Here is a 13955-nt window from a genome sequence, read left to right as displayed (position 1 = left end):
GCCACCGCCGAGGCGCCCGCCACCAGCAGCCCGGCCACGGTGGAAATGCCCGCCGCCATGGCTCCGGCGGCGAGATAGCCGATGAAGGCGATGCCCAGTTCCGCGCGTTCGGGGGCCGAGAGGATGATGACGTCGGCGACGGCGCGGCCGCCCAGGGGATTCCAGTACTTGCCCAGGGCGGCGTAGACCGGCGAGGACCAGTAGAGCAGGCCGATGAAGAACAGGCCCCAGAGCACGCTGCGCCGCGCGATGTCCTCGTTCTTGACGGTGTAGAAGCGGATCATGATGTGCGGCAGGCCGGCGGTGCCGACCATCAGGGTGAACACCAGGGCGATGAAATGATAGATGCTGCCGCCCGTGCCCCAGGGCAGATAGGCGCGCGTCGCCTTGGCCAGTTCCTCGCCTTCCAGAATCCCCACGGCGGTTTTGCCGTCCATCAGGTCGGAGAGCAGCCTGCCGTATTCGAGCTGCGGCAGGATGCCGCTGGCGCCGGCCTTCTGCATCAGGCTCCACAGGGGAATGAGAAAGGCCGAAATCAGCACCACGTATTGAATCTGCTGGTTGCGGGTCACCCCGGACATGCCCGAGATCAGCATGTAGGCCAGCACCACCCCGGCGGCGAAGAACACGCTGGAGGCATAGCTCATGCCGAAGATCCAGCCGCACACCAGGCCGATGCCCTTGAACTGGGCGGTGGCGTAGGTGATGGCGATGATCACCGTCACCGTGGCGGCAAACAGGCGCACGCCGTGGGAATCGAAGCGGTCGCCGAGAAACTCGGGGATGGTGTATTTGCCGAAGCGGCGCAGTTGCGCGGCGAGCAGCACCAGCAGCAGCACGTAGCCGCCCGTCCAGCCGATGATGTAGCCCAGCCCGAACCAGCCTTGCAGATAGAGCAGGCCCGCCACGCCCATGAAGGATGCTGCCGACATCCAGTCGGAAGCGATGGCCGCGCCGTTGCCGTACTTGCCGATGCCTTGCCCGGCCACCCAGTAGCCCGAGGTGGTGGAAACCCGCGAAAGAAAGCCCACGCCGACGTAGACCACCATGAGCGCCAGCATGATCAGCGCCGGGGCCGCCTTGAAGCCCGGTTGGAGCTGATAGATTTCCTCGCCGGCGCGGACGGCTTGTTCCGCCCAACCCGTGGCGGCCATGCTCAGTACCAGAAGCAGCGCCGCGCCGCACCTTGGCAGGATGTGTGTCGTCATGTCCAGGGACCTCCGGGGAAATTAAAAACGGGGAATTTTTTTGTCCCACAAAATGCAGTACAGCTTGCACAGCAAAACATAGCCGATGGTGCAGCCCTGGGCGATGAGCCAGTAATGCAGGGGAAAGCCGAGGAAGCGGGCCTCGGTGATGAAAGAGCGCCCCAGGCCCTCGGGGTCGCCCAGACCGGCCAGCCAGATGAGCAGGGGCAGGCCGAAGCTGAGCACCCCCCAGAAGCCGAGGATGACGGCGGCGATGAAGACTTCGGCCTTCATGTTGGGGGTTGAGGGGGTAAAGAAATTGACCTTGAGCAGACGGTTATCACTCATGGATGGGAGTCCCTCGCTGTTTGATGGCACCTGCCTAAAGAAGTTACCCCACTTTTGCCTGCAAGAAAACCGCTAGGATGAAAAATAGGGTGCGCCGCGCGCGGCCCTGTGGATCTGGCGCACGCGGGGAATTTTTCTGGCGCCGCCTGGCGTCCTGTGCTAAAAAATGGGCCGCCGTTGCCCTTTTGCGGCTTTTTTCAGCCCCGCGCAGGAGTTTTTCATGGCCCAGTTGTCCGACAAGGGACGTCGCATTCGCGAGATGTTCGACGGCATCGCGCCGCGCTACGATCTGCTCAACCGCCTGCTGTCCCTGGGCATCGACCGTCGCTGGCGGGTCTTTGCCGTGCGCCAGCTACAGGTGCCGGAGCAGGGGCGGGTGCTCGACATCGCCACGGGCACCGGCGATGTGGCCCTGGAAATCGCCCGCCAGACCCCGGCCTCGGTCCAGATCGTCGGCGAGGATTTCACCCAGGGCATGCTGGTGCGCGGCCGGGAAAAAATCGCCGCCTCTCCCTACGCCGAACGCATCCATCTGGTCAATGCGCCCTGCGAAGCCATCCCCCATCCCGCCGACTGTTTCGACGGCATCACCATCGCCTTCGGCATCCGCAACGTCGTCGACCGGCCCGCGGGCCTGCGCGAAATGTGCCGCGTGCTCAAGCCGGGCGGGCGCGCCGTGATCCTCGAATTCTCCCACCCCCGCAGCCGCTTGTTCCGCGAAATCTACTACTTCTATTTCCGCCGCCTGCTGCCGCTCATCGGCGGCCTGCTCTCGCGCCGCAGCGCCTATCAGTACCTGCCCGATTCCGTCCTCGAATTTCCCGATCAGCAGCAGTTCCAGGAGATGATGGCCGCCGCCGGCTTCGTCAATCTCAAATCCCATGACCTCACCGGCGGCATCGTTACCGTCCACGTCGGCGACAAGCCGCGCTGAGCGAGGTTGCGCTAATCGCCTTCGGCCCCGTCGCCTTGCAGGGCTTGGCCCACATCGGTGATCACCTTGCCCGGCAGGCCCAGCACCCTGCGGAAAATGCCGAACACCTTCTCCGACAAGGAGGTCACGGGAACCGGGTAGACGCTGGGGTCGGCGCGGTTGCCCGTGACCTTGAAATGCGCGGTGATCAGGGCCTTTTCCTCGCCCGTGAGAATCCAGCCGGCGATGGGGATTTTGGTGACGATCTTGTCGACGGTGCGCAGAGGCTTGACGCCGAGCACCGCATCGATGGTGTTTCCCGCCAAATCAACCTCGCCGACCAGGGACAGATTCATGGCGGGGCTTTCAATGAACAGGTCTTCGGTCGTCAGGCGGCCGTCGCGCACCAGGGCGTTGGCGCTCAAATGGCTGTATGGCATGCCTTCCAGGGACATGTCGGGCAGGCGTAAGGCAAAGATCTGCGAAACGTTCAGCAGGGAAAACACCTTGGAGAGCACCTGAAAGCGTCGCAGCACGCCATCCGTGACCTCCAGGGACAGGCCGCCCCGTGCCGTGGGCCAGAAATTGTTGCCCGCGCCCTCCAGGTAAAAAGCGCCGCGCAGCTTGCCACTGATCAACCCGCGCGTTTCGGCCTGGGCGAGATAGAGCTTCTCGGCGTCGCCGTCGCGCACCGTGCCGGAAACCACCAGCAGGGGCGGCTGGTCCTCCCGATTGGCCCAGAGCACGCGGCCGACATAGTAGCCGGGATCGAGATCGGCGTGCAGGGGATAGATGTCCAGGGTGCGGTTCTGGTAGCGGATCACCGCCTCGCCATTTTTAAAATGGATTTTGTGGAAGACGCCCCCGGCGGCCTCGACCTCGATGCGGACCTGCAAACCGCCGGTCTTGCGAGGGGGGGGGCGGTGGTCCCGCGGATAGCGGAAAAACACCAGGATCTCGTCGACATTGCCGTAGTCCGCGACAATCTTGAGATCGACCCGGGGCTGGTGGTAATCGCGTACCGCGCCCGTGACCCGCGCTCGGGTGCCCCCGGCGGTCTCGGCGTCGACTGGCGAAAACGCGATGCCCTCGCGGTCGATAACCAGCCGTCCGGCCACCGAGTTCAAGCGGCCTTCGGTGCCGGGGAAAATCAGATCCTCGGGCCGCAAGTCGCTCCCTTCCAGTTCGATTTCCAGCCGTGGCGCGCGCAGGTCGGCGATTCGCCCCTGCATGCGCAGAGCGGATTCGCCCAGGCGCGCGCTCACCCCAGTCAGCCGCACTTCGTTGCCCGCGAGCAGAATCCGGCCCTGGGCTTGGTTTAGGTCGCCGACGATGCCGCGAAAATCCGCGCCGCCGTCGCGGACAGAAAAATCTCCCTCCAGTGGCTTGGGCTGCCCGTCTTCCCAGGCAAAATCCAGCGTCCCGTTAATTTTCCCGGTCAACCCGGCCGGAGTCAGAAACGGAGTCAATTCCGCCAGCGCGACGAGGTCCGTTTCGTGCAGATCCAGGCGTAGGGTCAGGGTTCGGGCGGCGGGCGCCAGGGTGCCCGTCAGGTTGAAGGACGCGGGACCGCAGCGTCCCGGGGCGTCCTCGATGATGAAGCGCCCCGCGCGCCATTGGCCGCGCGCCTTGAGGCGCGCCGGAGTCCCCGCCGCTTTTTTCAGCCAATCCTCCACGCCCAGGCGCACCGCCGTCAGGTCGGCATCCAAGGAGGCGAGAGGCGCGCTTGACGCGCCGCTGAGATGCAGGCCCAAGGAGAGCTCGCCATCGAGATTCAGGTTCGGGGGGAGTTGGGCGAGTGTCGCGGCCAGCTGGGCCGCATTGGCGCTACTTTCCACGCGCAGGTCCAGCTGAGGATCGCCGGCGAAGGGCGCGACAACCGTGCCGGCGAGGCGCACGGGCTGGTCGTGCCAGCGCAATTGTCCCTCACGAATCTCAAGGTTTCCTGGGGTGTAGTGAAGCTGTCCCGCGATGTCGCGCACATCCCCCTGGATGGTGGACAGCTCGAGACCCTGCACGACCAGGCTCGCCTGGCGCAGAGCCCCCTGCGCGCCGAACCAGGGTTCCGTGTCCGGAGCGGCCGGCCCCTCCAGCACCAGTTCGCGCAGATGAATGCTGCCGCCGCGCGGTTGGAGCGCGATCAGGCCTTCGGCGATCGCGGGTGGGGCGAGACTTGTCCAGGGCAGCACTTGGGCGATGCTCAAGGGCGGAAGCGACAGCTGTCCCCGCATTCGCGCGGGATGGTCGCCGCCGGTGAGTTCCAGGGAACCCGCCACCGCGACCTGATCCGCCTGGATTTGTTGGACTTGCAGGTGCCAGCGGCCTTCGTGCAATCGCCCATCGGCGTCGAGGGACAGGGTGTGCAAGGGCAAGGGTTTTTCCGCGTGCCGGATGCTCAGTTTCTCGCCTTGCACATGCCCGCTCGCGTGGATGCCCCGGGTCGGCGACCCGCTGATCTGGGCATCCAGGGTGGCGCGGCCGCCTAGGGACCAGGTGGGCTGATCGGCAGGCCAGTAGGCGGCCAGTTGTTCCAAAGCCAGACCGCGGGCTTGCATTTTGAGGTCGATTTGCCAGGCCTGAAGGGAGTCTTCTCCCTGGGGCGGCTCGAGGGTTCCCGCGAGATTGAGGCGCGCCGCTGAATCGTCCTGTCCCCAGAGGGCGGCCAGGCTCAGGTGCAGGCTGTCGGACGAATCCTGCCGACGCAGTTCGCCCTGCACCCCCCGCCACACCAGCGGCGGACGACCCGGATCCAGAGCTTGCCAGGACACTTGCCCGTCATGGATCCTTAGGGACTCGACGCGCAGGTCGCCAGGCAGGCGCAGGGGCGTCGGCGGCGCGGAAGGGTCGGGCAGTCCACTCAGCCGGACGCTTGGTCGGTGCAATTCAATGTGCGATACGGAAACCTCGCGGCGCAGCAGGGGCCGAAGTTCCAGAAGCAGATAAAGGTGGTCGATGGCCGCGTGGCCCGGCGTTTGTTCGTCGCCGATCCGCACATCGGAGAAATCCAGGGCTAGGCCCTGGTGCAGCGAAAGGCGCGCCTGGCCGATGCTCACCGGGGTTTGCAGGGAACGGCTAAGTTCCCGCGCCAGGCGGTCGCGATGGCTGTTGAGGTCAAAGGTGGCCACAAAGGTGACGGCGAGGGCCAACAGGGCCAGGGCCAGGATGCCGAGCACAGTGAGGATGGGATGGCGACGAAACATGCAAACCTTTCGCGTTGGTTTCTCGAGCGGGCAGGGATCTGGTCGCCAAAAATGGTCTTGTTAAATCATACCCTTTTCAGGGGGCCTTGAAATTCCCAGCGTGTCGAGTTGCGCGGCGAATTCATCCGGCAGGGGAGCGAGAATTGCACGCTGCGGGCTTTTTGGCGGGTCGGCAAAGGCCAGGGAGCGGCAATGCAGAAAAAAATGCGTCTGCCCCGCGAGGGCCGGGCCGCCATAACGCCTGTCTCCTGCCAAGGGATGGCCAAGATCGGCCAGATGACGGCGGATCTGGTGGGTGCGGCCGGTTTCCAGACGCAAGGCAACCAGAGAATGCCGCGAGGCGATCCCCAGAAAGTGAAAGGCCGTCGCGGCATCCTTGATCTTGCCCTTGGCGGGCACCGGCGCGCTCAGCCGCCCTGATCCCGCGCCGGCGCCGCAAACCAGGGCGAGATAGGTCTTTTCCACCTCGCCGGCCATGAAGATCTTGCCCAGAGCTGCCGCCGCCTGGCGATTTTTCCCGAACAGGATCGCGCCGGAGGTGTCCCGGTCCAGGCGGTGAATCGGCGCGGGCGTGCATTGTTCGCCGCGTCGCGCCAGCAAATTCTTGATGCGCAGCAGCAAGTTGTCCTGTTCATGGCCCTGGCTGGAATGAACGGCAAGGCCCGCCGGCTTGTCGACCGCGAGCAGTTGCGGCGTTTCCCACAAAATGGCAACGCCAAGTTCCGCGCTCTCCAGCAAAAGGTCGGCCAGGCGCGCGCTTTCGGGCAGGCGCAGCGACTCGCCCGCCCTCGGCAGATCATTTTCCCGGATGATCCCGTTTTCGCCCCATACCTTCTCCGAACGCAGCAGTTGACGCAGGTAGGCCAGGGGCGCGGCGGGCAGGCGGCAGCGAAGAAATTCCAGGGCGCTAAGCCCCTCTTGGTGAGGTAACAGGGTCCATTCGGGCATGGCGCGCATTCTAGCCCCTGCGCGGCGGCTGGACAAGCCTTGTGTTCGAGCCAACATTATTGCGGGGCGAAAGTCATCTTTACACGAAGGAAGGTGATTGCTACTATCCCCCTCACTGTCCGCCGGCAGCACGTCCCTGGGAGTTCCCATGCCGTTGAAAACCATCCTCAACGATATTCTCACGCAAATCCCCGGCGCCCTGGGGACGATCCTCATCGACTGGGAAGGCGAGGCTGTCGAACAGGTTTCGCGCATGGACGATTTTCATCTAAAGGTGTTGGGTGCCCATTGCGGCATCATTCTCGAAAATCTGCGGCGTGCCGCGCAGCGGCTCGGTGGCGACGACGTTAAGGAATTGGTGGTGCGCGCGCGGACCCTGAGTATTCTGGTTGTGCCGCTGACCCAGGATTATTTTCTGGTGCTCACCCTGAGCGAGGATATTCCAGCGGCGCGGGCGCGCGCCGTGGTGCGCGCCCATGGTGCGCGCCTGCTTGCCGAGGTTTCCTGAGACTTGGCCGGAAATCACGTATTGCCGACGAAAAAGGAGTTACGGGAGTTTTATGGAATGGTTTGAACAATTGCTGGCGGCAATAGCCCAGACGCTTGCCGCATGGGGCGTGCCCGAGGCTTATGTGGACTTGGGGGCGCTTGGCCTGGTTTATCTGCTGGCCGTGTTGTTGGTGCTGCTGTTTGTGCTTCTCTTGCTGCGCCTCATTCGCGCGGGCAAGCGCCTGCCGCCCGAGAGCCCGCCCGACGAGGAAGCCGCCGACTTGGCGGAGCCCGTGGAAGAAGCCGCGCCCGCCGAAGAAGCCGAGACCCCGACGCCGGTTGCCGAACCCCTCGGCGAGGAGTTGGAACCGGCTGAGGTTTTGCCCCCGGCGGCCGAAGAGGTTCAAGCGCCCGCGCCCGTCGAACCGCAAGAGGTGCCCGTCATCGCTCCGCCGCCACCGGCTCCCACGCCCGCGCCGGTGGCTCGTCTCAGTCTTTTCGACCGCATGCGCCAGGGGCTGGCGAAAACCCAGGCCTCCCTGGTCGGGCGCATCGACAGCCTGCTGCGAGGCAGCAAGGCCATCGATGCCGATTTGCTTGAGGAACTTGAGGAAATCCTCATCACCGCCGATCTGGGGATGAAGACCACCCAGGATCTCATGCGCTCCCTGCAGGAGCGCTTGAACCGCAAGGAACTGACCGACATGGCGGCACTGCGCCGCGCCCTGCAGGAGGAACTGACCCAACGCATGCGTCTTGAGGCCGCGCCCCTTGATCTGAACGCCGCCCGGCCCTTCGTGATCATGGTGGTCGGCGTCAACGGCGTCGGCAAGACCACCACCATCGGCAAGCTGGCGCGTCAGTTCAAGGACCAGGGCAAGAAAGTCGTGCTCGGCGCGGGGGATACCTTCCGCGCGGCGGCGGCTGAGCAGCTCGGCATCTGGGGAGAGCGCAGCGACGTCGAGGTCATTCGTCACAAGGAAGGCGCCGATCCCGCCGCGGTGGCCTTCGATGCGGCCAAGGCCGCCGTGGCTCGCGCCGCCGACGTGCTGATTCTCGACACCGCCGGGCGTCTGCACACCAAGGCCAACCTCATGGAGGAACTCAAGAAGGTGCGCCGGGTGCTGGGCCGCGAGATTGCGGGCTCGCCCCATGAAACCCTGCTCGTGCTCGATGCCACCACCGGCCAGAACGCCCTGACCCAGGCCCGCCTGTTCAGTGAGGCGGTCGAGGTGAGCGGCATTGCCCTGACCAAGCTTGACGGCACCGCCAAGGGCGGCATCGTGGTGGCCATCGGCAACGAGCTGGGTTTGCCGGTGCGCTACGTCGGCATCGGCGAGGGGGTGGAGGACCTGCGCCCCTTCGACCCGGAACTCTTTGCCGCCGCGTTGTTCAAAAACGACGGCAACAATCTTGAACCTTGACTTTGATGGTTGCTTTTGCCTAGCATTAACAGTTAGCAACTGGCAAGGATTGCGATGAATCTCAACACCCTGCAGCACTTGGAACAAAAGATCGACCAGCTTCTGGCGCGGGTTCAGTCCCTTGACGAGGAATGCCGGAGGTTGCGCGAGTCAAACGAGAGTCTTCTCAAGGAGCGCGAACGGTTTTGTCAGGAACTGGACAGGATTTTGGCCAAGCTGGGGCCGCCGGATCAGGGGAGCCCCTGAAGCGCACCCATCAGGTCACCATTCTGGGGCAACAGTATTCCTTGCGTACCGAAGCCACTCCCGAGCAGGTTCAGGATGTGGTTGATTTCATTCAGCGCGCCCTGACGGAAGTGTCCGCGCGCCAAAAAGCGGTGGATACCCTGGATGTCGCGGTCCTGGCCCTGCTCAACGTGGCCGGTTCTTACCTGCACCTCAAGCAAAATGCCGCGCTTGGCGATCGGCGTCTCGCCGAGCTGCTGGAAAAGCTGCGGCGGATCATTCCCGATGGGCCAGAGGTTTCGCGCTGAAGCCTGGCCCAGCGGCTGGCGATAGATTGTTCGCAAAGGTTATTTTGAGGATTTTCCCCGGCCTTGCGCCGGGCCGTGGTCTCTGGCGGTGTTTTTTGCAGAGAAGTTCGGCATCAAGGGTTTGCTTACCGCGGGTTCAACCATCCCGCGTTCATCCTGTCGGTTTCACAGATCAGGTCAGATACATGGAGCGAGGCGCATCGATGGCATTCGGTGATTTCAACCCGCCAAATCTGCCTCGGTGCGATGAAAGCACTTTCCGAGGCGCCGGCACGGCGATTCGCCGGGCGGCCCGCGGAGCTGATCCGGCCCGTTCCTGAAGAACCTGCTATTTCAAACCGACACCTTTCGTGCCTTTCTTTGACCTGCCCCGCAACCAGGGACCGCCGGGAATTCCGGGGGTCGCCGCATGCCCAAAACCTCCATTCGTGACACTTTGCTCAAACGCCGCCGCCATCTCTCGGTGGATACCTGTCTGCTCTGGAGCCGCTTGGCGCAACAGCACCTGATCGCCGGTGACGCCTTTCAACAGGCGCGAACCCTGGCGCTGTACAGCCCCATCAACAACGAGGTGTTCACCGAGGAGGTTTTTTCCACCGCGCGGGCGCTACGCAAGCGCGTGTTCTACCCCCGGGTGGTCGGACAGCATCTTGAATTCGCCGAAGTCGGCGATCGCTCTCAGCTCGTGCATGGCCGCTTCGGCATTCTCGAGCCTCCAGCCGGCCCAACCCTGCCGGTGGCCGATCTCGACCTGCTCGTGCTGCCGGGGGTGGCCTTTGATCAAAGCGGCCACCGCTTGGGTTACGGAAAGGGTTTCTACGACCGTACCCTGCACCTCGCCGACGCCGGCTGTTTTCTGTTCGGTCTTTGTTTTGAGTTCCAGCGAGTTGCGGCCTTGCCTTGCGAGGCTCATGACGTGCCCATGCATTTCGTCGTCACCGAAACGGGAACCTATCCCAGCCAACAACCCCGGCCGCGCCGGGCTAATCCAACGAACCAAGGAGGACTTGGGCTTTGACAATAGAAATCGCCATCATCCTGATCCTGGCCGCCCTGGGGGCCGGCGTGTTCGCCGGCAACCTGCTGCGCCGCAAGTTCACCGAGGGGCGTCTCGCCGACGCCCAAAAAGCCGCTTCTCAGCTGATTGAGGAAGCCCAGAAGGACGCGGACGCCATCCGCAAGGAAGCCAGTCTCGAGGCCAAGGACATCATCCTGCAGGCCAAGACCGAATCCGAGCAGGAAGCCCGCGATCTGCGCCGTGACATTCAGGCCCAGGAAAAACGGTTGCTGCAGAAGGAGGAGCATCTTGACCGCAAGATGACCCAACTCGACGGTCGCGAGGAGGACCTGGGCAAGCGCGAGAAAAAACTCGACCAGCAGGAAGAATTCCTCGACGAGCGGGAGAAATCCATCGAGGAGTTGGTGCGCCGGCAGACCGAAACCCTTGAGCGGATTTCCGCCATGAGCGCCGAGGAGGCCAAGCAGACCCTCATGCAGGCCATGGAAAGCGAGGCCCGCCACGACGCCGCCAAGATGATCAAGCAAATCGAGGAAGAAGCTCGGGAGAAAGCCGACAAGAAGGCCAAGGAAATCCTGTCCCTGGCCATCCAGCGCTATGCCGGCGACTATGTCGCGGAGAAAACCGTGAGCGTCGTGCCCCTGCCCACCGACGAGATGAAGGGGCGCATCATCGGGCGCGAAGGTCGCAACATTCGCGCCATCGAGGCGGCCACGGGCATCGACCTGATCATCGACGACACACCCGAGGCGGTCATTATCTCCGGCTTCAATCCGGTGCGCCGCGAGGTGGCCCGCTTGTCCTTGGAGCGACTCATCGCCGACGGGCGCATTCATCCGGCGCGCATCGAGGAGGTCGTGCAGAAGGCCGAGCAGGATGTGGAAACCAGCATCCGTGAAGCCGGCGAGCAAGCAACCTTCGATGTCGGCGTTCATGGCATTCATCCCGAGATCATCAAACTCATCGGTCGTCTGAAATATCGGACCTCCTACGGCCAGAACGTGCTGCAACATTCCATCGAGGTGGCTTTTCTCTGCGGCATCATGGCCGCCGAGCTCGGCATTAACGTCAAGCAGGCCAAGCGCGCCGGCTTGCTGCACGATATCGGTAAAGCCGTCGACCATGAAATCGAAGGAAGTCATGCGGTCATCGGCGCCGATCTCGCTCGCAAGTACGGCGAATCGCCCAAGATCGTGCATGCCCTGGCCGCCCATCATGAGGACGAAAAGCCCGAAAGCGTCCTGGCCGTCCTGGTGCAGGCGGCCGACGCGCTCTCCGGCGCGCGGCCCGGCGCACGGCGGGAAACCCTCGAAACCTATGTCAAGCGACTCGATGACCTGGAGCGCATCGGCAATTCCTTCACCGGCGTGAACAACTGCTTCGCGATTCAGGCCGGCCGCGAAATTCGCGTCCTGGTCTCCAGTGAATCCGTGACCGACGCCCAATCCTTCGTGCTGGCCAAGGACATCGCCAAGAAGATCGAGGACGAGATGACCTATCCCGGCCAGATCAAGGTCAATGTGATCCGCGAAACCCGCGCGGTCGAATTCGCGCGCTGATTTCGCGCAGGGGGCAAGGTTGAATATTCTATTTGTCGGCGATATTGTCGGTCGCCCCGGGCGCCAGGCGCTCGCGCAGCACTTGAATCGCCTGGTTGACTCGCATCTGATCGATCTGGTGGTGGCTAACGGCGAGAACGCCGCCGGCGGTTTCGGCCTGACCGCCGACGTGGTGCGTGAACTCAGAGATCTCGGCGTGGATGCCATAACGTCCGGCAATCACATCTGGGACAAAAAGGAGGCCCTGGAGCAGGTGTTGACCGATCAGCGGGTGCTGCGTCCCGGCAACTACCCCGAGGGCGTCGCCGGCAGGGGGGCGGGGATCTTCACCACGCCCGCGGGTCACCGGGTGGGCATCCTGAATCTGGAGGGGCGGGTGTTCATGGCCAACCTTGAGTGCCCGTTTCGCACCGCCGATCGTCTGGTGGAAGACCTGCGCCGCGAGACTTCCGTCATCCTGGTCGACTTTCACGCCGAGGCCACCAGCGAAAAAATTGCCCTGGCGCACTACCTGGCCGGTCGCGTATCCGCGGTGCTGGGCACCCACACCCACGTGCAGACGGCCGACGAACGCCTTCTGGCCGGCGGCACCGCCTTTATCACTGATGTCGGCATGACCGGCAGTCGCGATTCGGTCATCGGCATCCGCAAGGAGATTGCCATCGAGAAATTCCTCAAGCAGGTTCCCATGCGCTTTGAAATCGCCAAAAAAGATTGCATGCTCAACGCCGTTCTCCTCGACATCGACGAGGGCAGCGGGCAGGCGCGCCGCATCGAGCGGATCCAGGCGTTAGCCTAGAGTTTTGTCTCCCTTATTGAAGGATTGAGGTTGGATACGAGATGCTTTCGGTAAACGAACAAATGGATGTCATCCGCCGTGGAGCGGTGGAAATTCTGGTCGAGGCGGAACTCGAGGAAAAGATCGCTCAGTCCCTCAAAACCGGCAAATCCCTGCGCATCAAGGCCGGTTTCGACCCCACCGCGCCCGATCTGCATCTGGGGCACACCGTGCTGGTGCAGAAACTCAAGCAGTTCCAGGATCTCGGTCACGAGGTGTGCTTTCTCATCGGCGATTTTACCGGCATGATCGGTGATCCTTCCGGGAAAAATGAGACCCGCAAGCCCCTGACCCGCGAGCAGGTGCTGGAAAACGCCCGCACCTACCAGGATCAGGTGTTCAAGATTCTCGATCCGGCCAAAACCCGCCTGGTGTTCAACAGCGAATGGATGGGCAAGATGTCCGCCGCCGACCTCATTCAGTTGGCGTCTCGCCACACCGTGGCGCGCATGCTGGAACGCGACGATTTTCACAAGCGTTTCACCGGCCAGCAGCCCATCGCCATCCATGAATTCCTCTATCCGCTGGTGCAGGGCTGGGACTCGGTGGCGCTCGAATCCGACGTCGAGCTCGGCGGCACCGACCAGAAGTTCAACCTGCTCGTCGGTCGCGAACTGCAAAAGCAAGTCGGGCAGCGTCCCCAGTCCGTACTGACCATGCCGCTGCTCGAAGGGCTCGACGGTGTCAACAAGATGAGCAAGTCGCTGGGCAACTACATCGGCATCACCGAGGCGCCCAAAGAGATCTTCGGCAAGGTGATGAGCATTTCCGATGAGTTGATGATTCGCTATTACGAGTTGCTCTCCGACGTCGGCCTGGAACGCCTGCGGCAGGTGCGCGACGGGATTGCCGGTCTACCCGGCGGCGCTCATCCCATGGAGAGCAAAAAGGCTCTTGCCCGGGAGATGGTGGAGCGCTTTCACGGCGCCGCCGCCGCTCGCCAGGCCGAGGAGGACTTTGTCCGCCAGTTCAAGCAAAAAGAGATTCCCGACGATATCCTCACTCTTCAGCTCAGCTTTGCCGAGCCGGTATGGATTTGCCGTCTGCTCGCCGACGCCGGGCTCGTGGCTTCCAACGGCGAAGCGCGCCGTCTGGTGCAGCAGGGCGCCGTCCGTATCAACGGCGAGCGGGTGGACAATCCCGAATTTGAGGTGGCCCCCGTCGGCGAAGTCATCTTGCAGGCCGGCAAGCGCCGCTTCGCCCGCGTGATTTTTGCCTAGACCAGAGGCATCCGGTTGAGTTTGCGGCGGTTTTTTTCGGCCCCGAAAAAAAAGTAAATAGGCCGAAAAAAAGTGATTGACTTGTTTCGCCGGAATTGGCAATATCCGCCCTCGTTGCCGCGAGGCACAGACAGCAAAGGCTGTCGGAAATAAGTTTGATCTTTAACAAAAAAAGAGGTTGACTTTAGCGTGGGAGGTTGGCTATAACCACCGCTCGCTGGACGGTTGGCGGGGCAGCGCGAGTTGCCCTGGGTGACTGGGCGGCGCGAAAAAAGGTG

Annotated in this window: 13 protein-coding genes; 9 read left to right on the top strand and 4 right to left on the bottom strand. The window is 63.2% G+C overall.

Annotated features, from left to right (window positions below):
- Both QAT43_RS10335 and QAT43_RS10330 read right to left on the bottom strand, forming a co-directional pair.
- A partial coding sequence (locus QAT43_RS10335; RefSeq protein ID WP_305042992.1) for a VC_2705 family sodium/solute symporter occupies positions 1 to 1208 on the bottom strand: 1208 nt, incomplete at its 3' end.
- A 21-nt stretch (positions 1209 to 1229) separates the two neighbouring features.
- Positions 1230 to 1535, bottom strand: coding sequence for a DUF4212 domain-containing protein (locus QAT43_RS10330; protein ID WP_305042991.1), 306 nt, complete (start codon positions 1533 to 1535; stop codon positions 1230 to 1232).
- A gap of 220 nt (positions 1536 to 1755) precedes the next feature.
- Here QAT43_RS10330 and ubiE point away from each other — a divergent pair, with 220 nt between their 5' ends.
- Entirely contained in the window at positions 1756 to 2469 is a 714-nt protein-coding gene (gene ubiE, locus QAT43_RS10325) for a bifunctional demethylmenaquinone methyltransferase/2-methoxy-6-polyprenyl-1,4-benzoquinol methylase UbiE (RefSeq protein ID WP_305042990.1), read from the top strand.
- A gap of 11 nt (positions 2470 to 2480) precedes the next feature.
- On the opposite strand, the gene QAT43_RS10320 is transcribed toward ubiE, so the two are convergent.
- Together QAT43_RS10320 and QAT43_RS10315 are read right to left on the bottom strand one after the other, a co-directional pair.
- Complete coding sequence (locus QAT43_RS10320; protein ID WP_305042989.1) at positions 2481 to 5648, bottom strand: YhdP family protein; 3168 nt, start codon at positions 5646 to 5648, stop codon at positions 2481 to 2483.
- 60 nt (positions 5649 to 5708) lie between these two features.
- Entirely contained in the window at positions 5709 to 6605 is an 897-nt protein-coding gene (locus QAT43_RS10315) for an RluA family pseudouridine synthase (RefSeq protein ID WP_305042988.1), read from the bottom strand.
- Between the two features lie 139 nt (positions 6606 to 6744).
- On the opposite strand from QAT43_RS10315, the gene QAT43_RS10310 reads away from it, so the two are divergent.
- The 8 genes from QAT43_RS10310 (at position 6745) to tyrS (ending at position 13677) form a co-directional block, all read left to right on the top strand.
- Positions 6745 to 7104 (top strand): roadblock/LC7 domain-containing protein, encoded by a 360-nt coding sequence (locus tag QAT43_RS10310; RefSeq protein ID WP_305042987.1) that lies wholly within the window; start codon positions 6745 to 6747, stop codon positions 7102 to 7104.
- A gap of 52 nt (positions 7105 to 7156) precedes the next feature.
- The gene (gene ftsY / locus QAT43_RS10305; RefSeq protein ID WP_305042986.1) at positions 7157 to 8509 is read left to right on the top strand and encodes a signal recognition particle-docking protein FtsY; all 1353 of its coding nucleotides are present in this window, start codon (positions 7157 to 7159) and stop codon (positions 8507 to 8509) included.
- Between the two features lie 54 nt (positions 8510 to 8563).
- Positions 8564 to 8755 (top strand): cell division protein ZapB, encoded by a 192-nt coding sequence (zapB, locus tag QAT43_RS10300; RefSeq protein WP_305042985.1) that lies wholly within the window; start codon positions 8564 to 8566, stop codon positions 8753 to 8755.
- On the top strand, positions 8695 to 9042 hold the full coding sequence (locus QAT43_RS10295; protein ID WP_305042984.1) for a cell division protein ZapA: 348 nt from the start codon (positions 8695 to 8697) through the stop codon (positions 9040 to 9042). The genes zapB and QAT43_RS10295 overlap by 61 nt, the downstream gene beginning before the upstream one ends.
- 409 nt (positions 9043 to 9451) lie before the next feature.
- Positions 9452 to 10060, top strand: coding sequence for a 5-formyltetrahydrofolate cyclo-ligase (locus tag QAT43_RS10290; RefSeq protein WP_305042983.1), 609 nt, complete (start codon positions 9452 to 9454; stop codon positions 10058 to 10060).
- Positions 10057 to 11619 (top strand): ribonuclease Y, encoded by a 1563-nt coding sequence (gene rny, locus QAT43_RS10285; protein WP_305042982.1) that lies wholly within the window; start codon positions 10057 to 10059, stop codon positions 11617 to 11619. Before QAT43_RS10290 ends, rny begins: the two co-directional genes overlap by 4 nt.
- 19 nt (positions 11620 to 11638) lie before the next feature.
- Complete coding sequence (locus QAT43_RS10280; RefSeq protein ID WP_305042981.1) at positions 11639 to 12418, top strand: TIGR00282 family metallophosphoesterase; 780 nt, start codon at positions 11639 to 11641, stop codon at positions 12416 to 12418.
- A 41-nt stretch (positions 12419 to 12459) separates the two neighbouring features.
- Positions 12460 to 13677: a tyrosine--tRNA ligase gene (gene tyrS, locus QAT43_RS10275; RefSeq protein ID WP_442900241.1), complete on the top strand. Its 1218-nt coding sequence runs from the start codon at positions 12460 to 12462 to the stop codon at positions 13675 to 13677.
- Positions 13678 to 13955: the final 278 nt, after the last annotated feature.

The organism is Geoalkalibacter sp. (genome assembly GCF_030604225.1).
In the GTDB taxonomy this organism is placed as follows: Bacteria; Desulfobacterota; Desulfuromonadia; order Desulfuromonadales; family Geoalkalibacteraceae; genus Geoalkalibacter.
The sequence above is the reverse complement of the archived record's forward strand: the minus strand, read 5'-3'. Positions and strand labels throughout refer to the sequence as shown.